Origin of the sequence: Streptomyces sp. NBC_00873 (genome assembly GCF_045207415.1) — a bacterium.
GTDB lineage: Bacteria > Actinomycetota > Actinomycetes > Streptomycetales > Streptomycetaceae > Streptomyces.
This window is the reverse complement of record NZ_CP108803.1, coordinates 4,211,028-4,233,315: the sequence shown is the minus strand read 5'-3', so window position 1 is coordinate 4,233,315 and position 22,288 is coordinate 4,211,028. Positions and strand designations below refer to the sequence as shown.

The 22,288-nt window shown below is 70.1% G+C and carries 20 protein-coding genes, 2 pseudogenes and 1 riboswitch; of the genes and pseudogenes, 11 read left to right on the top strand and 11 right to left on the bottom strand.

Annotated features, from left to right (window positions below; translation table 11 throughout):
• Positions 1 to 46: 46 nt before the first annotated feature.
• A pseudogene (locus OH809_RS19325) lies at positions 47 to 279 on the bottom strand (response regulator transcription factor); the annotation flags it as partial.
• On the opposite strand from OH809_RS19325, the pseudogene OH809_RS19320 reads away from it, so the two are divergent.
• Positions 277 to 501 (top strand): annotated as a pseudogene (locus OH809_RS19320) (hypothetical protein); the annotation flags it as partial. The pseudogenes OH809_RS19325 and OH809_RS19320 sit on opposite strands and share 3 nt — an antisense overlap.
• A gap of 66 nt (positions 502 to 567) precedes the next feature.
• Complete coding sequence (locus OH809_RS19315; protein ID WP_406516264.1) at positions 568 to 1,953, top strand: M1 family metallopeptidase; 1,386 nt, start codon at positions 568 to 570, stop codon at positions 1,951 to 1,953.
• A gap of 28 nt (positions 1,954 to 1,981) precedes the next feature.
• On the opposite strand, the gene OH809_RS19310 is transcribed toward OH809_RS19315, so the two are convergent.
• Complete coding sequence (locus OH809_RS19310; RefSeq protein ID WP_406425101.1) at positions 1,982 to 3,484, bottom strand: M4 family metallopeptidase; 1,503 nt, start codon at positions 3,482 to 3,484, stop codon at positions 1,982 to 1,984.
• A gap of 303 nt (positions 3,485 to 3,787) precedes the next feature.
• The gene (locus OH809_RS19305) at positions 3,788 to 4,363 is read right to left on the bottom strand and encodes a TerD family protein (RefSeq protein WP_406421237.1); all 576 of its coding nucleotides are present in this window, start codon (positions 4,361 to 4,363) and stop codon (positions 3,788 to 3,790) included.
• A gap of 191 nt (positions 4,364 to 4,554) precedes the next feature.
• Between OH809_RS19305 and arfB the strand changes: the two genes are divergently transcribed.
• Positions 4,555 to 4,980 carry an alternative ribosome rescue aminoacyl-tRNA hydrolase ArfB gene (gene arfB / locus OH809_RS19300; protein ID WP_266983071.1) on the top strand — a complete coding sequence of 142 codons (426 nt, stop codon included), beginning with the start codon at positions 4,555 to 4,557 and terminating at the stop codon, positions 4,978 to 4,980.
• Between the two features lie 87 nt (positions 4,981 to 5,067).
• On the opposite strand, the gene OH809_RS19295 is transcribed toward arfB, so the two are convergent.
• Entirely contained in the window at positions 5,068 to 5,574 is a 507-nt protein-coding gene (locus OH809_RS19295; RefSeq protein ID WP_393302566.1) for a flavin reductase family protein, read from the bottom strand.
• 393 nt (positions 5,575 to 5,967) lie between these two features.
• On the opposite strand from OH809_RS19295, the gene cdgB reads away from it, so the two are divergent.
• Together cdgB and OH809_RS19285 are read left to right on the top strand one after the other, a co-directional pair.
• Positions 5,968 to 7,629 (top strand): diguanylate cyclase CdgB, encoded by a 1,662-nt coding sequence (gene cdgB / locus OH809_RS19290; protein ID WP_406421238.1) that lies wholly within the window; start codon positions 5,968 to 5,970, stop codon positions 7,627 to 7,629.
• A 163-nt stretch (positions 7,630 to 7,792) separates the two neighbouring features.
• A complete protein-coding gene (locus tag OH809_RS19285) occupies positions 7,793 to 8,773 on the top strand; it encodes a carbohydrate-binding protein (protein WP_406515389.1) in 981 nt (326 codons plus the stop codon).
• A 69-nt stretch (positions 8,774 to 8,842) separates the two neighbouring features.
• Here OH809_RS19285 and OH809_RS19280 read toward each other — a convergent pair whose 3' ends face one another.
• The 4 genes from OH809_RS19280 to OH809_RS19265 all read right to left on the bottom strand — a co-directional run bounded on the left by OH809_RS19280 (position 8,843) and on the right by OH809_RS19265 (position 12,951).
• The gene (locus OH809_RS19280; RefSeq protein WP_406421240.1) at positions 8,843 to 9,691 is read right to left on the bottom strand and encodes a ketose-bisphosphate aldolase; all 849 of its coding nucleotides are present in this window, start codon (positions 9,689 to 9,691) and stop codon (positions 8,843 to 8,845) included.
• A gap of 79 nt (positions 9,692 to 9,770) precedes the next feature.
• Positions 9,771 to 10,697, bottom strand: a complete 927-nt coding sequence (locus OH809_RS19275) for a 1-phosphofructokinase family hexose kinase (protein ID WP_406516263.1) — start codon at positions 10,695 to 10,697, stop codon at positions 9,771 to 9,773.
• A gap of 167 nt (positions 10,698 to 10,864) precedes the next feature.
• On the bottom strand, positions 10,865 to 12,019 hold the full coding sequence (gene nagA / locus OH809_RS19270) for an N-acetylglucosamine-6-phosphate deacetylase (RefSeq protein ID WP_406515388.1): 1,155 nt from the start codon (positions 12,017 to 12,019) through the stop codon (positions 10,865 to 10,867).
• Positions 12,019 to 12,951 carry an ROK family protein gene (locus OH809_RS19265; RefSeq protein WP_406421242.1) on the bottom strand — a complete coding sequence of 311 codons (933 nt, stop codon included), beginning with the start codon at positions 12,949 to 12,951 and terminating at the stop codon, positions 12,019 to 12,021. The genes nagA and OH809_RS19265 overlap by 1 nt, the downstream gene beginning before the upstream one ends.
• Positions 12,952 to 13,097: 146 nt before the next feature.
• Here OH809_RS19265 and OH809_RS19260 point away from each other — a divergent pair, with 146 nt between their 5' ends.
• On the top strand, positions 13,098 to 13,391 hold the full coding sequence (locus OH809_RS19260; RefSeq protein WP_406421243.1) for a DUF3263 domain-containing protein: 294 nt from the start codon (positions 13,098 to 13,100) through the stop codon (positions 13,389 to 13,391).
• Between the two features lie 560 nt (positions 13,392 to 13,951).
• Entirely contained in the window at positions 13,952 to 14,851 is a 900-nt protein-coding gene (gene otsB, locus OH809_RS19255; protein WP_406421244.1) for a trehalose-phosphatase, read from the top strand.
• A gap of 9 nt (positions 14,852 to 14,860) precedes the next feature.
• Here otsB and OH809_RS19250 read toward each other — a convergent pair whose 3' ends face one another.
• Both OH809_RS19250 and OH809_RS19245 read right to left on the bottom strand, forming a co-directional pair.
• Positions 14,861 to 16,255 carry a trehalose-6-phosphate synthase gene (locus OH809_RS19250; protein ID WP_406421245.1) on the bottom strand — a complete coding sequence of 465 codons (1,395 nt, stop codon included), beginning with the start codon at positions 16,253 to 16,255 and terminating at the stop codon, positions 14,861 to 14,863.
• A 54-nt stretch (positions 16,256 to 16,309) separates the two neighbouring features.
• Positions 16,310 to 17,260, bottom strand: coding sequence for a glucosyl-3-phosphoglycerate synthase (locus tag OH809_RS19245; protein WP_406425105.1), 951 nt, complete (start codon positions 17,258 to 17,260; stop codon positions 16,310 to 16,312).
• Positions 17,261 to 17,412: 152 nt separating this feature from the next.
• Positions 17,413 to 17,540, top strand: a riboswitch (SAM riboswitch).
• A 17-nt stretch (positions 17,541 to 17,557) separates the two neighbouring features.
• On the opposite strand from OH809_RS19245, the gene thrC reads away from it, so the two are divergent.
• From thrC to groL, 4 genes are all read left to right on the top strand, one after another.
• Entirely contained in the window at positions 17,558 to 18,859 is a 1,302-nt protein-coding gene (thrC, locus tag OH809_RS19240) for a threonine synthase (protein WP_406421246.1), read from the top strand.
• Between the two features lie 33 nt (positions 18,860 to 18,892).
• Positions 18,893 to 19,171 carry a MoaD/ThiS family protein gene (locus tag OH809_RS19235; RefSeq protein WP_266730791.1) on the top strand — a complete coding sequence of 93 codons (279 nt, stop codon included), beginning with the start codon at positions 18,893 to 18,895 and terminating at the stop codon, positions 19,169 to 19,171.
• A gap of 432 nt (positions 19,172 to 19,603) precedes the next feature.
• Positions 19,604 to 19,810: a cold-shock protein gene (locus OH809_RS19230; protein WP_003967346.1), complete on the top strand. Its 207-nt coding sequence runs from the start codon at positions 19,604 to 19,606 to the stop codon at positions 19,808 to 19,810.
• 330 nt (positions 19,811 to 20,140) lie between these two features.
• On the top strand, positions 20,141 to 21,763 hold the full coding sequence (gene groL, locus OH809_RS19225) for a chaperonin GroEL (RefSeq protein ID WP_406421247.1): 1,623 nt from the start codon (positions 20,141 to 20,143) through the stop codon (positions 21,761 to 21,763).
• 149 nt (positions 21,764 to 21,912) lie between these two features.
• On the opposite strand, the gene OH809_RS19220 is transcribed toward groL, so the two are convergent.
• The gene (locus OH809_RS19220; protein WP_406421248.1) at positions 21,913 to 22,260 is read right to left on the bottom strand and encodes a hypothetical protein; all 348 of its coding nucleotides are present in this window, start codon (positions 22,258 to 22,260) and stop codon (positions 21,913 to 21,915) included.
• Positions 22,261 to 22,288 lie beyond the last annotated feature (28 nt).

Genomic DNA, 22,288 nt, shown 5'->3' with positions numbered 1-22,288 from the left:
CGCGGGCGCGTGGCGCTGTGGCGGTCCTCGCCGCAGGCGGCCCGGCTCACGGCAGCAGCCGCTGCTCCTTCGCCACGGCCACGGCGCCCGCGCGGGTGTCGACGCCGAGTTTGTCGTAGATGCGGCCCAGGTGTGTCTTGACCGTGGCCTCGCTGATGAACAGGGCCCGGGCGATGTCCCGGTTGCCCAGGCACTGGGACAGCTGGCCCAGGATGTCGCGTTCGCGGTCGGTGAGCGTCGGCGGGGGCTGCGCATGCGGGCCATGACACGGCTGGCGACATCGACGTCGACCACGTCAACCGGCTCGGCTGGACCGCCCTGCTGGAGGCCGTGATCCTGGGCGACGGCGGCCGGGCGCACCAGGAGATCGTCGAACTGCTGCTGGCGGCGGGCGCGACCCCCGGTCTGCCGGACGGCGACGGGGTGACGGCGCTGGAACACGTTGAGCGGCGCGGGTTCGCGGAGATCGCGGCGCTGCTGCGGAACCGGGACCCGAGGTGAGCATCCGCCGATCCGCCAAACCGACATTCCGCACATAGGATCATCGGTGTGCGCCCCACCGCTCTGATCCTGGCCCTCGTCACGACCACCGTCGTCTCCCTCGGCACCGCCTGCTCCGCCGGGATCGGCGGTGTGGAGGGCACCCCCGGCGCCGCCGGTCTGCGTGACCCGTACTTCCCGAAGGTCGGCAACGGCGGGTACGACGTCACCCATTACGACCTCATTTTCGACGTCGACCCGGCTGCCCAGCACCTGCGCGGCACTGCCGTGATCACCGCGCGCGCCACCCAGGACCTCAGCGCCTTCAATCTCGACCTGGCCGGGCTGACCGTCGAGTCCGCGCAGGTCGAGGGCCGCCCGGCCGCCGTCAACCGGGCGGCCCGCGAACTGACGCTGCGCCCCGATGCCGAGGTGGAGAGCCACCTCCACAAGGGCAGGACGTTCCGTACGGTCGTCCGCTACTCCGGTTCGCCGCTGACCCTCACCGACCCGGACAAGTCGAAGGAGGGCTGGCTGAGGACGGCGGACGGATCGGTGGCTCTCGGTGAGCCGGTCGGGGCGATGGCCTGGTTCCCCGGCAACAACCACCCGAGCGACAAGGCGTCCTACGACGTCACGGTCACCGTTCCCAAGGGACTGACCGCGGTGTCCAACGGCGAGCTGACGTCCCGTAGGACCTCCGGCGACACCACCACGTTCCACTGGCACACCGCCGCGCCCATGGCGACCTATCTTGCGACGCTCGCCATCGGGCACTTCGACACGAAGGCGTCGACGACCCCCGACGGCATCAAGGTGTTCACGGCCGTGGACCCGAAGTCGGCGGCGGCGAGTGCCCGGACCCTGGCCCGGATCCCCGAGGTCGTGCGGTGGGAGGCCGAGCGCTTCGGCCCGTATCCGTTCTCCTCGACCGGCGCGATCGTCGACCGCCCGAACGACGCCGGGTATGCGCTGGAGACCCAGAACCGTCCGTTCTTTTCCGGCCCGCCGGACGTCGGGCTTCTGGTCCACGAGATGTCCCACCAGTGGTTCGGGGACTCCGTCACGCCCGAGAGCTGGCGGGATATGTGGCTCAACGAGGGCTTCGCGACGTACGCGGAGTGGCTGTGGCAGGCGGACAAGGAGGGCGTCCCCGTCCAGGACAGCTTCGACCGCGCCTTCGCGAGCGATGCCAACTGGGCGTTCCCGCCGGCCGATCCGCCGACGGCCGCGGACATCTCGCAGCCGCCGGTGTACGGGCGCGGGGCGATGGTGATCCACAAAATCCGGCAGGCGGTGGGCGACGACAAGCGGTTCTTCGCCCTCGTCAGGGGCTGGACGAAGGCGCACCGGCACGGCAATGCGTCGACGGCCGACTTCACCGCCTATGTGGAGAAGACGACCGGCATGGATCTGACGGACCTGTGGAACACCTGGCTGTACGGCAGGAGCCGGCCCGCCGCGAAGGACTGACCGGCTCCCGGAACCGCAGAGGCAGGGGCTACTTCACGTTGATTCCGGACCAGGCGGCGGCGACGGCCGCGTACTCCGTGCCCCCCGCCCCGTACAGATCGGTCGCCGCCTTCAGGGTCGCGGTCCGCGCCCCGGCGTAGTCGGTGGTCGACGTCATGTAGGTGGAGAGGGCCCGGTACCAGATCTGAATGGCCTTGTCGCGCCCGATCCCCGTGACCGTGGAGCCGTTGGAGGTCGGCGAGTCGTAGGAGACCCCGTTGATGGTCTTCGCGCCGCTGCCCTCGGACAGCAGGTAGAAGAAGTGGTTGGCGGGCCCGGACGAGTAGTGGACGTCGAGCCGGCCGAGGGTCTTCGACCAGGAGTCGGCGGAGGCGCCGTCCTTGCTCGGCTTGTCCATGTAGCGCAGCGGGGTGCCGTTGCCGCGGATGTCGATCTTCTCGCCGATGAGGTAGTCGCCGACGTCGCTGCTGTTGCCCGCGTAGAACTCGACCGAGGTGCCGAATATGTCGCTGGTCGCCTCGTTGAGACCGCCGGACTCGCGGCTGTAGTTGAGCCTCGCGGTGGCCGCGGTCAGACCGTGGCTCATCTCGTGTCCGGCGACGTCCAGCGAGGTGAGCGGCTTGAGGTTGCCCGAGCCGTCGCCGTACGTCATGCAGAAGCAGCTGTCCGACCAGAACGCGTTGACGTACGCGTTGCCGTAGTGGACCCGGGAGTACGCGGCCTTGCCGTCGCCCGCGATGCCGTTGCGCGCCAGGACGTTCTTGTAGAAGTCCCAGGTCACGGCGGCGCCGTAGGCGGCGTCGACGGCGGCGGTCTGACGGTTGGTCGCGAGACCGTTGCCCCAGATGTCGTCGGCGTCGGTGAAGAGCGTCCCGGTGCCGGAGGTGCCGCCGTTCAGGTCGTACGTGTTGTGGCCACCGCGACCGCCGTCGGTCAGGTTGTAGCCGGACCCGGAGGCCGTGGTGCCCAGGTTCACCGTGCCGCTGTACTGGCTGGTGCCGGACCCGGTGTCGATGGCCTCGTACGCGTAGAGCTCCTTGCCGCTCGTGGCGTCCGTGATGACGTGGCGTTCGCTGGGAGTCCCGTCGTCCTGGACGCCCTTGACCACGTTCTCGTACGCGAGCGTCGGCTTGCCGGTGGCGGCCCAGACCACCTTCCGCGCACCGGCCTTGGCGGCGAGTGGGGCGGTCGTCGACGGGACGGCGATGGCGGCGCCGGTGGCCTTGGAGACCCCCTTGAGCGAACCGTCCTTACGGGTGTGGGTGACGAGGTCGCCGCCGAGGACGGGCAGTCCGTCGTAGGTGCGCTCGTATCGGGTGTGAACCGTGCCGTCGGCGTCCTTGATCACATCGCGGACGACGAGCTTTTCCTTGCCGCCGAGCTTGATCTTCGCGGCGGTCGAGGCGGCTCCGGCCTGGGCTTCCTTGAGGGCCGAGACCCGCTGGGAGGCGCTGAGCGGCAGGGCGGTGGCCCCGGACTCGCGGTCCTGGGCCGCACCGGCCGGACCTGCTTGTACGCCGACGACGACCATGGCGGCGGTTGCGGCAAGGGCGGCGGCACGCAGAGTGGTTCTCACTCGTACTCCTTCATTCGGTCCATGAGCTCCGTAAGGGGTGCGGTGAGAGTGACATCGACGCGCCCCTATTGGCAGGGGCGCGTCAAGGATTTGACCGGATCTTGTCCGACCGTGAGGGAACGTCATCCGATATGCGGCATACGGTCATCGGTGCCTTGGCGGGTGGCCGACGGCAGGACAGGCGAACGGGAGCCCCTGGCCGAAAACAATCGGCCGGGGGCTCCCGCTGTTCGGGCCTTCAGGCCCCTGGGCTCTGCGTCAGAGGTTGACGCCGAAGTCCTGCGCGATGCCGCGCAGACCCGAGGCGTATCCCTGGCCCACCGCGCGGAACTTCCACTCCGCGCCGTTGCGGTACAGCTCGCCGAAGACCATCGCGGTCTCGGTGGCGGCGTCCTCACTCAGGTCGTAGCGGGCGATCTCGGCGCCGCCGGCCTGGTTGAGGATGCGGATGAACGCGTTGCGCACCTGGCCGAAGTTCTGGCTGCGCGTCTCGGCGTCGTAGATGGAGACCGGGAAGACGATCTTGTCGACGTCGGCAGTGAGGCCCGCCAGGTTGACGTTGATCTGCTCGTCGTCGCCCTCGCCCTGGCCCGTGACGTTGTCACCGGTGTGGACGATGGTCTGGTCCGGCGTCGACTTGTTGTTGAAGAAGATGAAGTGGCCGTCGGAGACGACCTTCCCCGCCGCATTCACCGCGATCGCCGAGGCGTCGAGGTCGAAGTCGGTGCCGGTGGTGGTACGGACGTCCCAGCCGAGGCCGACCGTGACGGCGGTCAGGCCCGGGGCCTCCTTGGTGAGCGAGACGTTGCCGCCCTTGGACAGGCTTACTGCCATGGGAAGTCCCTTTCATCGTCGTGTGCGGGCTTCATGCGTTCACGAAGCTACCGTCACCCGTCATAACGCAGGCGGAGGACCGAGAGGTTCCTGGTCTCTTTGCTTTCTTTACCGAATTCGCAGCCGGGCCGGCGGTCGGGTGCGGCAAAAGGAGGTGACGAACGGGTCCCCGGCCAGGGAACATGGGTGTCATGTCCGGGCCCTATGTCATCCGCGGTTCGGTCTCCCTGCCGGAGGCCGAACTCATGTGGCGTTTCTCGCGGTCCTCCGGGCCCGGCGGTCAGCACGTCAACACCAGCGACTCCCAGGTGGAGCTGCGCTTCGACCTCGCGGCGACCGAGTCGCTTCCCGAGGTGTGGAAGGAGCGGGCGCTCCAGCGGCTGGAGAGCAGACTGGTGGGCGGCGTGGTCACCGTACGGGCGTCGGAGCACCGCTCCCAGTGGCGCAACCGCGAGACCGCACTCGTCCGCCTCGCCGCCCTGCTGGCCGAAGCCACCGCGCCGCCCCCCAAGCCGCGCCGCAAGACCAGGATCCCGCGCGGGATCAACGAACGGCGGCTGCGCGAGAAGAAGCAGCGCGGCGACACGAAGCGCGGCCGCTCCGGCCGCGACTGGTAGGCGGCGCCCGCGGCCGCTCCGGGGTTGCGGACGGGCCGCACCCGCGATCCGTTCCGGCCCCGGCCGGCGGGCGCCGGTGACTCCGGGTCAGCTCAGCTGCCGGTAGCGCCCCCGGAAGTACGTCAGCGGCCCGCCGTCCGCGCTCGGCAGCGCCGCGCTCACCACCCGCCCGATCACCAGCGTGTGGTCGCCCGCGAGCACCCGCTGCTCCGTGCGGCACTCCAGAGTGGCGAGGGCGCCGCCGATCAGAGGTGCGCCGGACACCTCTCCCCGCACATAGGGGATGTCGTCGAACAGCAGCCGATCGCTGATCCGGCCCTTCATCGCGAACCGTCCCGCGATGTGCCGCTGGCTCTCCGCGAGCACGGAGACCGCCCACAACGGCTGCTCGTCCAGCAGGTCGTCCATCCGGGAGCCGTTGCGCAGGCTCACCAGGACCAGGGGCGGGTCCAGTGACACGGACATGAAGGCGGTTGCCGTCATCCCCACGTCCTCGCCGCGCCCGTTCTCGTCGAGCGGCGGCTCCTGGGCGGTGATCAGGACCACGCCTGCGGCCAGCCGGGCGAGGGCGCCGCGGAACTCCTCGTTGCTCACCCCTTCAGCATGGGGGATGGGCTCGGATCGTGGGGTGGGGGGTTTCGTCTGCAACACACCGGCACGCTAACCGTTGCCCGCGCGCGGTCGCCTCGGGCCAGGGGACCAGCCGGGTCCTAGGACTCCGGCCCCACGAGGTCGCACCGCCACGGCACCATGCAACGAGGCGCGACGCCGCGCAACGTACAGATGTGCGTTCAAGAAAAGGACGGACCTCTTCCGAAGGCCGCTCGACACCCTTGATCATCGATTGTGACTTGAGTCACAGAGGGCAATATTTGCTGACCCTGTGTACCGGGTGCACAGCTCACTGTGATTCAGTATCCGTGACACTGCGAACAGTACGTCGATATGAAACCTGGAGTGCTGCCGAGGTCTCGGGGAGTGCGAGCAATGGAGGCCGAGTCGGAGCCGTACGTTCGTCTGGCGACGATGCGGCAGCTGCATCAGGCCGCCGCCGATCTCAACACGGCGCGGAGCCTGGCCGACACATTGCAGACCGTGGCCGACGGAATCGTCGCCGGTCTCGGGTACGAGCTGGCCTGCGTCAACCTCGTCCGCCCCGACGGCGACCTCGTCGTCGCCGCGTTCGCGGGCAACTCCGCCGCCGAAACCCTGCTCACCGGCCGCGTCGGCTCGCGCGACGCCTGGGAGCGCAGGCTCTCCATGGGCGAGAGCTGGGACGAGCTCTGTTTCATACCGCACACCGAGGGCTGGGTCCTCCTCGACGACGACGTACCGCAGTGGCACACCGAGGGTCCCGAGCCCCGCTTCGAGGACGAGTGGCATCCGCAGGACCGGCTCTACGCCCCGATGTACGCGTCCGGCGGCGGCCGGGACCTCCTCGGCGTCATATCCGTCGACCGCCCGCGCAACGGCCGCCGCCCCGGCGCCTGGGGCCGCGAGGCCCTCCAGATGTACGCGTCCCAGTCGGCCATTGCGATCAGCAACGCCCGGCTCCGAGCAAACATGCAGCGTGCCCTGGTCCGGCTGGAACGGGAGCAGCAGGCGCTGCGGGCCAGCGAGGAATCCTTCCGCCAGGCCTTCGAGTACGCCCCCAGCGGCATGGCCATCGCCGAGATGGGCGGCGACCAGCACGGCCGGCTGCTGCGCACCAACGACGCACTGTGCCGGCTCCTCGGCCGGCCCGCCTCCGTCCTGCGCCGCTACTCCTTCGCCGACCTCGTGCACCCCGAGGACGTCGGCACCCTGCTGCGTACGTCCGCCGAGGGCGGCCGCGCCGAGCTGCGGCTCGGGCGCCGGGACGGCACCTACCTCTGGGTCTCGCTGCGCAACTCCGTCGTTGCCGACACCACCGACGGACCCCGCTTCCTCCTCACCCATGTGGAGGACATCGAGGAGCGCAAGCGCCACGAGCTGCACCTCGCGCACCGCGCCTCGCACGACGCGCTCACCGGCCTGCCCAACAGTGCCGAGCTGCGCGCCCGGCTCGGCGCCCGGCTCTGCGAGCGCCCGCACTCGCCGGCGACCACCGCCGTGGAGGCGCTGGACGCGGCGTACGGCGACGTCGAGGACACGGACGCCCGGATGCACGGCTTCCGGGCCGACGGCTTCGAGGCGAACGCGGTGGCGGGCGGCGGCCTGTACGACCACCATGTGCACGCGGTGGCGCCCGACAGCGAGCAGGACGACGGGACGAAGGGGCTCGCGGTCCTCTTCTGCGACCTCGACGGCTTCAAGTCCATCAACGACCGCTTCGGGCACCACACCGGCGATGCCGTCCTGATCGAGGTCGCCCGGCGGCTCACCACCTGTGTGCGCGACGGCGACACCGTCGCCCGGCTCGGGGGTGACGAATTCGTCGTCCTCGCGGACGGGCTCGGTGCCGCGGACGCCGCAGACCTGGCCGTACGGTTGCGTAACGCCATCATTCCCCCCATTCGGGTGGATGGTCGTGCGGTGCGGGTCGGGGCGAGTTTCGGGATCGGCTGGGCCGGCTGCGGCATGACCGCCGAAGAGGTGCTGCGCTCCGCCGACCAGCGGATGTATGTGGAGAAGCGGTCGCGGTCGAAGGTTCACCGCAGGGCCGGCTGACGTTCACGGCAGGTCCGTTCCCGCACCACACCCCGGTTCCGGCACGGCGCCCCGAAGGCCGACGGCAATTCTTGGTGTGCTCCGTTCGAGGTAGGCTCGGCCGGTCGGCGATGGCTGGCGAAATTCGGCGACGGCTGGCGACATGGTGAGGAGTGACCCAGGGATGACGGCCGGGAACAACGGCGCAAGCACACCCGAGGACGACGATCCGTTCGGCTACCTGTACGAGGACGGGCAGGCGTCCGGCGCCCAGTCGCCACGGCAGGGCGGCTACGGCTATCCGGGTCCTGTCTCGCAGCCCGGCGTGCCCAGAACCTCGTACAACCAGGTGCGGACGGTCGGCGAGCGCCAGTACGGGCAGCAGGTGCCGCAGCAGCAGCCGTACGGCGGGCAGCAGCAGGCGCAGTACGGCGGTCCGAACGCCCAGTACGCCGCCCCGGAGACGTACCCCGGCGGCGGTCCCACCGCGCACGTCCCGGTGCAGGGCGGCCGCGGCCGCAGCGGCGGTCCCGGCAGCGGCGGCCCGAACACCAAGGGCCTGCTGATCGGTGCGATCGCGGTCGTCGCGGTCGTGCTCGTCGGCATCGGCGTCGCGATGATCACGAACAACGGCAAGGACAGCAACAAGAAGGACGAGGCTGCCACCTCGGCCGGTCCCGCCGGTCAGGTCGAGGAGTCCCCGAAGCCGAAGCAGTCCGAGACGCCCTCCGAGGCGCCGGCGGAGCTGCCGAAGCAGGACGCGGCGACGCTGAAACTCGGCGGCACGGCCACGCTCGACAACTCGGTCGAGGGCGCGAAGAGCGCGAACGGCCAGTACATCAATCTGAACGAGGTCGGCAGGTCCGCGACCTGGTCGGTCGACGTGCCGGCGGCGGGCGAGTACACGCTGTGGGTGACGTACGGCGTGCCGGGCAAGGACGCCAAGACCTCGCTCACCGTCAACTCCGAGAGCCCCCGGTCCATCAACATGGAGAACTTCGCGCATGCCCCGGAGGGCGACCTGTCGAAGGGCTGGACGCACACCTTCGCCTACGTCAACCTCAACAAGGGCTCGAACACGCTGATGATCTCGTGCAACGAGGGCGACCAGTGCGACGCCAACCTGGACCAGCTGTCGCTGAAGGCCGGCCACCAGACACGCTGAACCCCGAACGAAGTCCGGCCCCACCACCCGACGAGGGCAGTGGGGCCGGTTCTGTATGTGCCGGGCGGGTCAGCCCATCAGGCTCAGGAACCCCGCCACCGTCGTGGCCATCGCCTCGCGGCCCGGGACGATGTACTTGCGCGGGTCGACGCCCGTCGGGTTCTCGGCCAGGTACGCGCGCACCGCGCCGGTGAACGCCGTGTTCAGCGCCGTACCCACGTTGATCTTGCGCATGCCGGAGGCGACCGCCTGGCGGATCTCCTCGTCCGGGACGCCGCTGGAGCCGTGCAGCACCAGCGGGACCGGGACCGCGTCGCGCAGCCGCCCGATCAGGGCGTGGTCCAGGGCGGCGGTGCGCTCCGTCATCGCGTGCGAGGAGCCGACCGCGACGGCCAGCGCGTCGACGCCGGTCGCCGCGACGTAGGCGGCGGCCTCGGCCGGGTCGGTCCGGACGCCGGGGGCGTGGGCGTCGAGCGGGGCCTCGCCCTCCTTGCCGCCGACCTTGCCGAGCTCTGCCTCGATCCAGATCCCGCGCTCGTGGCCCCACGCGACCGCGTCGGCCGTGGCCCGCACGTTCTCCTCGTAGGTCAGCTTCGAGGCGTCGAACATCACCGAGCCGAAGCCCTCGTCGTGCGCCTGGTGCAGCAGCTCCACGGACTCGACGTGGTCGAGGTGGAGCGCGAGCGGCGCGTGCGAGGCGCGGGCGACGGCGGCGGCCGCGGCGGCGATGGCGGAGAGCCGACCGCCGTGGAACTTCACGGCGTTCTCGGAGATCTGCAGGATGGCGGGCGCCCCGGCGCGTTCCGCGCCCGCTGCGATGGCCTCCGCGTGTTCCAGTGTGATGACGTTGAAGGCGGCGACCGATCGTCCGTCGGCCTGGGCGGCCGAGACGAGTTCACCGGTGCTGACGAGCGGCATGCTGACCCCTGAGACTTCGTGTGGTGCGGGATGATCCGGGACGGTGCCGGGCGCGCGATGCGGGCTGGTTCCGCGCCGCTCAGACCGCCGGTGCTTGTTCCTCGATGCTGACGCGCGACAGCAGCTCCTCGTACGCCGCCCGGTCGAACTCCCCGGCCGCCGGTGCCAGCACCGTCGCCGTCGACAGTGCCACCGCCCTGCGCAGCCGGTCCGGCCAGCTCAGCCCCTCGACGAGACCGGACAGCAGTCCGGCCACCGCGGAGTCGCCCGCTCCGGTGGGGTTGCCCGCGACCAGGTCCGGCGGCGCCGCCCGCCAGGCGCCCTCGGGTGTGACGCCGAGCATGCCGTCCGCGCCGAGCGAGGCGATCACGCCGTGCGCGCCCCGGCGGCGAGCGTCACGGGTGGCGCGCAGCGGGTCGCGGGAGCCGGTGAGCTGGGCGAGCTCGTCGGCGTTCGGCTTGATCAGGTCGGGGCGGGCGGCTATGCCCCGGCGCAGCGGTTCGCCGCTGGTGTCGAGGAGAACGGGGACCTCGGCGGCGCGGGCGATGCGGACCAGTTCGGCGTAGGCGCCGACGTGGATGCCGGGCGGCAGGCTGCCGCAGAGTGCGACCGCGTCCGCGCCGGCGAGGAGCTTCTCGTACGTGACGAGGAAGGCGGCCCACTCGTCGGCGCTGACGCGCGGGCCGGGTTCGTTGAGCTGGGTGGTGTCGCCGGTGGACGCGTCGACGACCGCGATGGTGCGACGGGTGTTCCCGGCGACGGGGACGAGTGCGTCGCGCGGCGAGAGGTCCGCCAGGAGCTCGCGGAGTACGGCTCCGGTGGCGCCTCCGGCGAAGCCGGTGACCACGGTCTCGTGGCCGAGTGCGGAGAGTACCCGGGCGACGTTGAGTCCTTTGCCGCCGGGGCGTTCGGATATGTCACCGACGCGGTGGCTGGTGTGCGGGACCAGCGCCGATACGCCGTACGTCAGGTCGAGTGCCGTGTTCAGCGTGACCGTGAGGATCACCTCGGTCACCCCTTCGATCCGTGCCGGAGCGCGGATCCCTTGCCAGAACGCGCTTTCCCTGCTGTTGACGAAGCGATCATGCCAAAGAGCAAGCGGTCGGCCCAGACCTCCGGGCCAATCGCTGCCTCTTTGTTACGTATTCGGCCCACTGCCAAGAATGGCTGAAATCACCCGAGTTCGGGCTCAATAACCCATTCGCCCTTGCGCATGACGCCCTTGAGCGCGAAGTCCGCGTCCAGGACCACCAGGTCCGCGTCCTTGCCCGGGTCGAGCGAGCCGACCTTGTCGTACACGCCGAGCAGCCGTGCCGGGTTGGCGGAGATGGACTGCACGACGTCCTCGACCGGGATCCGGTCGAGCGTGACGGCCCGGCGGAACGCGGTGTCCAGGGTGAGCGTGGAACCCGCGATCGAGTTGCCCTCGACGAGCCGGGCGACGCCGTCCTTGACCTCGACGGCGAGCGGACCCAGCTGGTACCGGCCGTCACCGAACCCGGCCGCGTCCATCGCGTCCGTGATCAGCGCCACGCGGGCGGCGCCCGCGTGGTGGTACGCCAGTTGCAGGGCGGCCGGGTGCAGATGCGTACCGTCGTTGATCAGCTCGACGGTGATCCGCTCGTCCTCCAGGAGGGCGGCGATCGGTCCGGGATCGCGGTGGGCGAACGGCGGCATCGCGTTGAACAGGTGGGTGGCGACGGTGGCGCCTGCGCCGATCGCCTCGACGGTCTGCTCGTACGTCGCGTCGGTGTGCCCGATCGCGGCGATCACGCCGTGCTCGGCGAGCAGCCGCACCGAGTCGATGCCGCCCGGCAGCTCGGTGGCGAGCGTGAACATCTTCGCGGTGCCGCGCGCCGCGTCCATCAGCTTGCGGACCTCGGCCGGGTCCGGGTGGCGCAGCAGCTTCTCGCTGTGCGCGCCCTTGCGGCACGGCGAGATGAACGGGCCCTCGAAGTGGATCCCGGCCAGGTCGCCCTGCTCGACCAGCTCGGAGAGGATGCCGGCCCGCTCGGCGAGGAAGTCCATCTCGCCGGTGACGGTGGAGGCGACCAGGGTGGTGGTGCCGTGCTCGCGGTGGGTGCGGACGCCGGTGAGAACCTCGTCCACGGTGCCGGAGGTGAAGGACGCGCCGCCACCGCCGTGGTTGTGCATGTCGACGAAGCCGGGGACGACCCAGTGGCCGGTCAGATCGATGGTCCGAGCGCCCTCCGCCGGACTCCCGGTGATCCGAGTGCCCTCGACGATCACCCGGCCGTTCTCGACGGTTCCGGTGGGAAGAACCACCCGGGCGCCGGCGAGAACCGTGCTGTCTGCGCGTCCGGCCATCAGGCGGATACCTCCGTGGAGAGAAGATCCCAGGCGAGCAGCCCTGCGCCCAGGCATCCGGCGGTGTCCCCGAGGGCCGCCGGGACGATGTCGGGCAGCTTCTGGAACGTGACACGTTCCTCGACGGCCGCACGGAGTGGTACGAACAAGGTTTCCGCTGCCTCGGCGAGACCGCCACCGATGATGAGCGTGCGGGGGTCCAGCAGGGTCAGCGCGGTGACCAGCCCGGCGGCGAGCGCGTCAACCGCGTCCTGCCATACCCGTACGGCCGCGGGGTCTCCCGATTCGACGGCCTTCGCGCAGTCCGCGGCGTCGGCCTCCGGATCCCCCGACGCGGCGGCCCAGGCGCGGCTGACGGCGGAGGCGGACGCGAGGGTCTCCAGGCAGCCGCGCTGTCCGCACCCGCAGTCCGGCCCGTCCGGCCGGACCACGATGTGCCCGATCTCGCCGGCGTACCCGTGCGCGCCCGCCTCGATGGTGCCCGTGATACCGATGGCTCCGGCGATGCCGGTACCGAGCGGGACGAACAGGAAGCGGTCGGCGCCCTTGCCCGCGCCGATCCTGCCCTCGGCGAGGCCGCCGGTCCTGACGTCGTGGCCGAGCGCGACGGGTACGCCGCCGAGCCGTTCGCCGAGCAGAGTGCGCAGGGGGACATCGCGCCAGCCCAGGTTCGAGGCGTAGACCGCGATCCCGTTCTCCGCGTCGACGATGCCGGGCACGGCGACACCGGCCGCGGCGGCGCTCTCGCCGAAGTGTTTCTCCCCGTGGACGCGCAGTTCCCCGGCAAAGGCGAGGATCGACTCCACGACGACGTCGGGTCCGCGCTCCCTGCCGGTTGCGCGCCGAGCCTCGTGCAGCAGGGTGCCGTCGGTCCCGACCAGTGCGGCCTTCATTCCGGTGCCGCCCACATCGAGGGCGATGACGTGTTTCACGGGAGACAGTTTCGCCCGAGGACCCTTGATAGGTCTAGTCCACTATCGCTGTTTGTTGAGGATCCATACAAAAGTGTGGCAAAGCCCTGGAGCGCGCCCCGGACCGTGCCAAAGCGGGTTCGGGGGCGGGCGATATGTTGGCTCGTATGACCGCCCCCGACGACGGCTCCGCCGAAGCGGAGCCCCCTGCCGACAGCCCCGCCGACCGCCCTGGCACCGGGCTCTCCGACCGCGAGCGTGCGGTCCTGGCCGTGGAACGGCGCTCGTGGCCCGGCCCGGGGGCGAAGGAGCGGGAGATCCGGGAGGGCCTGGGCATCTCGCCCACGCGCTACTACCAGCTGCTGAACGCACTCCTGGACGACCGGCGGGCACTGGAGGAGGACCCGGTGACGGTGAACCGGCTGCGACGGATCCGGGAGGCCCGGCGGGGGCGTCGCTGAACCGGCACCCTCCCTCAGTCGGAGACGGTGATCATGACGGGTTCCGCGGTGCCGGTGACGCGCAGTGCCTCGACGAAGACCTCCGTGGTCCAGGCTGCCGCGTCCAGGGACCACACGGGCACCCGGCGCGGCCGGCCGGCCCCGCTTCGCGGCCCGACACGGTCACGGTGATCTCCCTGACCGCGCCCGGGGTTCACAACTGCTGAGCAAGCACATCGTTTTGGCGAACATAGACACGATTGGGTGAACGGTGTGCCGAGCTGCGGGTACGCCCGGCGGGGTGTGCGTAGCGATCTGGGACGCCGGGTGTGGCGTCAGCAGTCGGGGCCCCCGTGTCACCAGCGAGATGGTTCGGGGCCTCCCCGTCGCCTCTGGCCACACCCATATGGCCAGGTCGTAGGAATTCCGCCCGCCCGGGACGGACCGCATACGGGATATGCGTCGCCGACCGGGACGCGAAAGCGGAGGACCAGTGCGCCCAAGACCGTTCGGGGCGTGCCGGTGAGCCGGGACTCACTCCTGCTCACTGCCCAGGAACGGTACGCCTATACGCTCGACCCATGGGCAGCAATCCGCACGTACCCGCGCCGAGCGAGATCCCGTCCGAGCTCCCGACCCCCACCACCCCACCCGGCCGAGAAGCCTTGGCCGCGATCTTCGCGCGCCCGGACCGTGCCGTCGTCGCCCTCGATTTCGACGGCACCCTCGCCGAGATCGTCCCGGACCCGGAACAGGCCCGCGCCCACCCCGGCGCCGTCCCGGCCCTGGCCGCGCTCGCTCCGAAGGTCGCCTCCGTCGCCGTGATCACCGGCCGTCCGGCCGACGTCGCGGTCCGGCACGGCGGCTTCGCCGGGGTCCCCGGCCTCGACCACCTCGTCGTTCTCGGGCATTACGGCGCCGAACACTGGGACGCCGTCTCCGGCACCGTCCACGCCCCCGCCCCGCACCCGGGCGTCGCCGCGGTCCGCGCCGAACTCCCCGGCCTGCTCGAACGGTTCGACTCGTGGCGCGGTACCTGGATCGAGGAGAAGGGCCGGGCGCTCGCCGTCCACACCCGTCGCGCCGCCGACCCGCAGGCCGCGTTCGACGCGCTGCGCGGCCCGCTCGGTGCGCTCGCCGCCCGGCACGGACTGATCGTCGAACCGGGCCGTTTCGTCCTGGAGCTGCGCCCGCCCGGCATGGACAAGGGTGTGGCGCTCACGGAGCTCGTCCGGGAGACGGACGCCGAGTCCGTTCTCTTCGCCGGCGACGACCTGGGCGACCTCGCGGCCTACACGGCCGTGGAGAAGCTTCGCGCCGAGGGCCCCGACAGCATCCCGGGCCTGCTGGTCTGCAGCGGCAGCGCCGAAGTGCCCGAACTGGCCGAACGCGCCGACCTGTTGCTGCCGGGCCCGGGAGCCGTCGTGGAGTTCCTCTCGGCCTTGGCGCACCGTCTCCGGTCGGATCCCCCCGAGAGGTGACGGGCCGCGTCACTCCTGCCGCAGCGCCTCCAGCTGTTCCAGGAACCACTGCTGCGGCGGCAGCGCCGTCGCCGCAGCGGCCAGCCGCTTCGAGCGCTCCGCCCGTTCCCCGTCCGGCAGCGTCAGCGCCTCGTGCAAGGCGGCCGCCGTCGCGGACACGTCGTACGGGTTCACCGCGATCGCGTCGGCGCCGAGTTCTTCGTACGCCCCCGCCTCCCGCGACAGCACCAGCGCGCAGCCCGCGTCGGAGACCACCGGGACCTCCTTGGCGACGAGGTTCATGCCGTCGCGGATCGGGTTGACGAGCGCCACGTCCGCCAACCGGTACGCCCCCAGCGAGCGTGCGAAGTCGTCGTGCACATGGAGCAGGACCGGGGTCCAGTCAGCGGTCCCGTACGTCGCGTTGATCTCCTCCGCGACCTGCTGCACCTCCGCGGTGTACTCCCGGTACACAGCCAGGTCCTGCCGCGACGGATACGCGAACGCCATGTGAACCACCCGTTCGCGCCACTGTGGACGTGTGTCGAGCAGCTCCCGGTAGGCGAGCAGGCCGCGCACGATGTTCTTGGAGAGTTCCGTCCGGTCCACCCGCACGATCGTCTTCCGGCCGGTGCCGCCGACCTGCTCGCGCAGTGTCGCCATCCGCTCGTCCACGTCCTTCTCGTGCGCGCGGCGGCGCAGGAAGTCCGCGTCCGCGCCCAGGCCGTGCACGCCGATCCTCGTCCGGCCGGTGCCGCCCAGGATCTCCGTGCAGCAGCCGGTGAACGCGTCCGCCCAGCGCCGGGTCAGGAATGCCGCGCGGTCCGCGCCGAGGATGCCGCGCAGCAGCTGCTCGGCGATGTCGTCGGGCAGCAGACGGAAGTAGTCGACGGGGGCCCACGGGGTGTGTGAGAAGTGGCCGATGCGCAGGTCGGGACGGAGTTCGCGGAGCATGCCGGGGACCAGCGCCAGGTGGTAGTCCTGCACCAGCACCGCCGCGCCCTCGCCCGCATCCTCGGCGAGCGCCTCGGCGAAGGCCCGGTTGTACGTCTCGAACGACGCCCACTGCCGCCGGAACTCCGCGTCGAAAACCGGTTCCAGCGGCGTCTGGTACAGCATGTGGTGGACGAACCAGAGCACCGAGTTCGCGATGCCGTTGTACGCGTCCGCGTGGACGGCCGCGTCGATGTCGAGCATCCGGACGCCCTGCTCACCGACCCCGCGCCGGACCGCCTCCCGGTCCCCGTCGCCGAGCGCGGCACACACCCACAGTTTGTCCTTGACGGCGCTCAGCCCGGAGACGAGCCCGCCGCCGCCGCGCTTGGCGTCGAGCGATCCGTCGGTGGCGAGGGTGTACGACACCGGGCCGCGGTTGGACGCAACGAGGACCTGGGCAGCGGACTGGGCTTCGTGCTCGGAGACCATGTTGCGGAATCTAGCCCGATCGCGAACCGCCCAAACGTGCGAAGTCAGGCCACGTCAGGCCGCGCGGCGCGAAACGTACTCCGTGATCTCGCACATCGGGGGCCGCTCCTCCGTGTCCACCGGATGGGTGCGCGGTACGAAACCGTCCTCGCCCCGCTCGAACTGGGTCAGGGCCGGACGTACCAAGTGACCTCGGGACAGCCGGAGTTGGGCGGTGCGATAGATCGCCGCAGCCATCCGTCCCAGTGCCTGGCCGTCCTGGTGGCGGTGTCTGCGCACCCCCACGTCGACCTGTGCCAGCGCGTCCAGCCCGACGGTGTGCAGGGCGTCCACCAGGAGGCCGAGTTCCACTCCGTAGCCGACGGGGAACGGCAGCCGCTCCAGCAGTGAGCGCCGCACCGCGTACTCGCCGCCGAGCGGCTGGACGAAGCCGGCCAGCTGCGGCCAGTGCAGATTGAGCAGCGGGCGGGCCACCAGTTCCGTGACACGACCGCCCTGACCCGCGGTGTCGCCCAGGGGGCGGTCGTACATTGCCTTGACGAACTGCACCCCGGGGTCGGTGAGCAGCGGGCCGACGATGCCGGAGACGAAGTCCGCGGAGAAGTCCCTCAGGTCCGCGTCTATGAAGCAGACGATGTCACCGCTGGTGACCAGGAGCGAGCGCCACAGGACCTCGCCCTTGCCGGGGAGCGCGGGTATGCGCGGGAGTATCGCGTCGCGGTGCACCACCCGGGCGCCCGCCTTCCGGGCGACTTCCGCCGTGCCGTCCGTCGAGCCGGAGTCGATCACCAGCAACTCGTCGACCAGCGGCACCTTCTCCATCAGCTCGACCCGGATCGTCTCGACGATGGCGCCGACCGTCGCCTCCTCGTTCAGGGCGGGCAGCACCACGCTCACGCTCCCGCGCCGCGGATCCCGGCCCTTGGCGGCGACGAGCCGGTCCAGCGGGCGGTCGGCTGCCGACCAGGAACGCCCGGCCAGCCAGCGTTCGACCTCTTCCAGCACGGTCGATACTCCCTGTATGTGATCCATCTCGCGGTTCGGACGACTGTCTCAACCGTCCGGTGCTTCCGTTACAGTCTTGAACAACGCGGATGACCCTCGCATGTCGGGGTCCTCCGCCAATAAATGCCTGGGTCGTTGATCCAGTGCCACAGCGCTCATCCAGAGGGACTGAGGGAAACGGCCCGTTGAAGTCCCGGCAACCCTCCCGCCGACCGCGAGGTCAGGTGGGGAAGGTGCCAATTCCGTCTCGTGGCGAAATGCGCCGCGAGGAAGATGAGGAGAAAGGGCCTCGCCATCATGGCTGCGCAGACTGTTGCAGTAAGCACCGATTCTTCCACCGACGCCGTCGACCTCGGCCCCGCAGCGGCGCTCTCCTGCCGCGAGTGCGGAGAGCGTTTCGAGCTCGGTCCCCTTTTCGCCTGCGCGTCCTGTTTCGGGCCGCTCGAAGTGGCGTACGACCTGCCGAGCGGCTCCCCGGACGAGCTGAAGAAGCGCATCGAGGCCGGACCTGACAACATCTGGCGCTACGCGCCGCTGCTGCCCGTCCCCGCCGATGTCGCGGACAAGCCCAACATCAACCCCGGCTTCACCAAGCTGGTCAAGGCCGACAACCTCGCCCGCGAGCTGGGCGTCACCGGCGGTCTGTACGTCAAGGACGACTCAGGCAACCCGACGCACTCCTTCAAGGACCGCGTCGTCGCGATCGCCGTCGAGGCCGCCCGCGCCTTCGGCTTCACCACTCTCTCCTGCTCCTCCACCGGCAACCTCGCCGGTGCGGTGGGCGCGGCCGCCGCCCGGGCCGGCTTCCGGTCCTGCGTGTTCATCCCGCACGACCTGGAGCAGGGCAAGGTCGTCATGGCCGCGGTGTACGGCGGTGAGCTGGTCGGCATCGAGGGCAACTACGACGACGTCAACCGCTTCTGCTCGGAGCTCATCGGCGACCCGCTCGGTGAGGGCTGGGGCTTCGTCAACGTCAACCTGCGCCCGTACTACGGCGAGGGTTCCAAGACGCTCGCGTACGAGATCTGCGAACAGCTCGGCTGGCAGCTGCCCGACCAGCTCGTCATCCCGATCGCGTCCGGCTCGCAGCTCACGAAGATCGACAAGGGTCTTCAGGAGCTGATCAGGCTCGGTCTCGTCGAGGACAAGCCGTACAAGATTTTCGGCGCCCAGGCCGAGGGCTGCTCCCCGGTCTCCACGGCTTTCAAGGCCGGTCACGACGTCGTGCGCCCGCAGAAGCCGAACACGATCGCCAAGTCTCTGGCGATCGGCAATCCGGCCGACGGTCCGTACGTCCTGGACATCGCCCGCCGCACCGGCGGCGCGGTCGAGGACGTCAACGACGAACAGATCGTCGACGCGATCAAGCTGCTGGCCCGCACCGAGGGCATCTTCGCCGAGACGGCGGGCGGGGTGACAGTCGGTGTGACGAGGAAGCTGATCGAGGCGGGTCTGCTGGACCCGACGCTCACCACGGTCGTCCTGAACACCGGTGACGGTCTGAAGACGCTGGACGCGGTCGCCCCGACCACCGGCCCGACCGCGACCATCCGGCCCAGCCTGGACGCGTTCCGCGACGCAGGCCTCGCCACCGGCTGACCCGACCACCCGAGACGTAAGGAAGGCACCCACATGAGCGTCAAGGTCCGTATCCCCACCATCCTGCGCACCTACACGGGCGGCCAGGCCGAGGTCCCGGCCGAGGGCTCGACCCTCTCCCAGGTCATCGAGTCGCTGGAGCGGAACCACCCGGGCATCGCCGCGCGTGTCCTGGACGACCAGGGCAAGCTCCGCCGCTTCGTGAACGTGTACGTCAACGACGACGACGTGCGCTTCGAGGGCGGCCTGGAGACGGCCACCCCGGACGGCGCGGGCATCTCCATCATCCCGGCGGTCGCGGGCGGCTGCTGACCCGTAGTCGGCCCTGCGGCAGACTTCACAGCGTTACCGGAATTGCCCCCTCTGCAAGCTAAGCGGAGGGGGCAATTCTGCATGGTTGAGCGCGGTACAGTGGGGAAGTCCCCTCCGCTGCCCGTGCCGACCGCATATGAGAATGCGCCCGCCCGCGACAAGATGCAGCCAAAGTGTTCGAACTCCTTGCGCCGTAAGTGGCCTTTGTCCGGCCCGACTTGCCCTGGAATCGCATAAATTCCTCATATTCGGGCGTTCGGTGCTGCCCGGAATTCTCGTCCGATTGACCTGTTGCAGAGGGCAGTTGGGCAGATACATTCAGCCGCGGTCGACGCGTTCCGGCGCACGCACCCTCTCCTGTCGGAGGGTGAGTTCTGACCCGGGTCCGCGAAGTGCGGTCCTGTGCAAGGGCCAGTAATAGGGGAGTTGGGCATGGCTCAGGGCACCGTCAAGTGGTTCAACGCGGAGAAGGGGTACGGCTTCATCGCGGTCGACGGTGGTGCGGATGTTTTCGTCCACTACAGCGCGATCCAGATGGACGGGTACCGCACCCTCGAAGAGGGTCAGCGAGTTGAATTCGAAATCTCGCAGGGCCAGAAGGGGCCGCAGGCGGACATGGTCAAGCTCGCCGTCGGCTGAGCTCGGCGCGGTCGGCCAACGACACCACTCACGCACGAAGGACCCGCACCCCTCCCGGGGGGTACGGGTCCTTCGTGCGTCCCGGAGCCCGCCCTGCGACCACGCCACCGCTGCCCGGCGTCATCCGCGAACTCGAAAGGGCGCTTGCACTCGAAGGGGTCGAGTGCTAATCATTGGGCGTTAGCACTCTGACGTTGAGAGTGACAGAAGGACCGGGTCGGTGAGGCCCGCAGGCCCGGCGGGGCAAGGAACCGTCAGGCACGCAGGCCGTCCGTCGCGGGCGCCACACGGTCCGGAGCAATCCACCCCTGTCCGGGAGGACCACTTCACATGGCCAAGATCATCGCGTTCGACGAGGAAGCGCGGCGCGGCCTCGAGCGCGGGATGAACCAGCTCGCCGACGCCGTCAAGGTGACCCTCGGCCCCAAGGGCCGGAACGTCGTCCTTGAGAAGAAGTGGGGCGCACCCACGATCACCAACGACGGTGTCTCCATCGCCAAGGAGATCGAGCTCGAGGACCCGTTCGAGAAGATCGGCGCAGAGCTGGTCAAGGAAGTCGCCAAGAAGACGGACGACGTCGCCGGCGACGGTACGACCACCGCCACCGTTCTCGCCCAGGCACTCGTCCGTGAGGGCCTCCGCAACGTCGCCGCGGGTGCGAACCCGATGGCCCTCAAGCGGGGCATCGAGAAGGCCGTCGAGGCCGTCTCCGCCGCTCTGCTGGAGCAGGCCAAGGACGTGGAGACCAAGGAGCAGATCGCTTCCACGGCCTCCATCTCCGCCGCCGACACCCAGATCGGCGAGCTCATCGCCGAGGCGATGGACAAGGTCGGCAAGGAAGGCGTCATCACCGTCGAGGAGTCCCAGACCTTCGGTCTGGAGCTGGAGCTCACCGAGGGTATGCGCTTCGACAAGGGCTACATCTCGGCGTACTTCGCCACCGACATGGAGCGCATGGAGTCGTCCCTGGACGACCCGTACATCCTGATCGTCAACTCCAAGGTCAGCAACGTGAAGGACCTCCTTCCGCTGCTGGAGAAGGTCATGCAGTCCGGCAAGCCGCTGCTGATCATCGCCGAGGACGTCGAGGGCGAGGCCCTGTCGACCCTGGTCGTCAACAAGATCCGTGGCACCTTCAAGTCCGTTGCCGTCAAGGCCCCGGGCTTCGGTGACCGCCGCAAGGCCATGCTCGGCGACATCGCCATCCTCACCGGTGGCACCGTCATCTCCGAGGAGGTCGGTCTCAAGCTGGAGAACGCCGGCCTGGACCTGCTGGGCCATGCCCGCAAGGTCGTCATCACCAAGGACGAGACGACGATCGTCGACGGCGCCGGTGACACCGACCAGGTTCAGGGTCGCGTCAACCAGATCCGTGCCGAGATCGAGAACTCCGACTCGGACTACGACCGCGAGAAGCTCCAGGAGCGCCTGGCGAAGCTGGCCGGCGGCGTGGCCGTCATCAAGGCTGGTGCCGCGACCGAGGTCGAGCTCAAGGAGCGCAAGCACCGCATCGAGGACGCCGTTCGCAACGCGAAGGCGGCCGTCGAGGAGGGCATCGTCGCCGGTGGTGGCGTGGCGCTGCTGCAGGCTTCCGCCGTCTTCGAGAAGCTGGAGCTCTCGGGTGACGAGGCGACCGGCGCCAACGCCGTCAAGCTGGCGCTGGAGGCTCCGCTCAAGCAGATCGCCGTCAACGGCGGTCTCGAGGGTGGCGTCGTCGTCGAGAAGGTGCGCAACCTGCCGATCGGTCACGGTCTGAACGCCGCGACCGGCGAGTACGTCGACATGATCGCCGAGGGCATTCTCGACCCGGCGAAGGTCACGCGCTCCGCTCTGCAGAACGCCGCGTCGATCGCCGCGCTGTTCCTGACCACCGAGGCCGTCATCGCCGACAAGCCGGAGAAGGCCTCTGCGGCCGCTCCGGGCGGCATGCCGGGCGGTGACATGGACTTCTGATCCTGACGGATCGGTAGTTCGGGCGCACATCGGCCCCCTGGACCTGCACGGGTCCAGGGGGCCGATGCCATGTCCGCGGCAGCGGCGCTGACGGCCGGTCAGCTGTCCGCGGTAAAGAAGGGCGGGCCACGTCGATGACTGCGGCGACGTCACGCTGCCAGGCCCGGCTCGCCCCGGCACGGTCCGCACTCGCCGCCTGGCAGCGCCTCCGGCTGCCCCGGTGCGCCGCACTTCGCGCACTCCAGGACCCGCAGCACGGCGGGTGGGGTGGGCGGGGCAACCCGTTCGGGTGGCATTTTGGCGGCCAGGCGACTGCGGACCAGTGCCGCCGCGTGATGCGCCGGCACCGGCAACCCGTCGGTCAGCGCGTGCAGCAGCTGTACCTCGGTGGCGCCCCGGTCGAACCACATCGTGACGTACGGCTCCAGCGCCGCACAGTCCGCCGCGGACAGGCATGCCTGCTGGGGAGGTTGGGTGGGGAGAGGCCCCCCACCCATTCCTTGGAAAGAGGGCTCGGGGTACGGG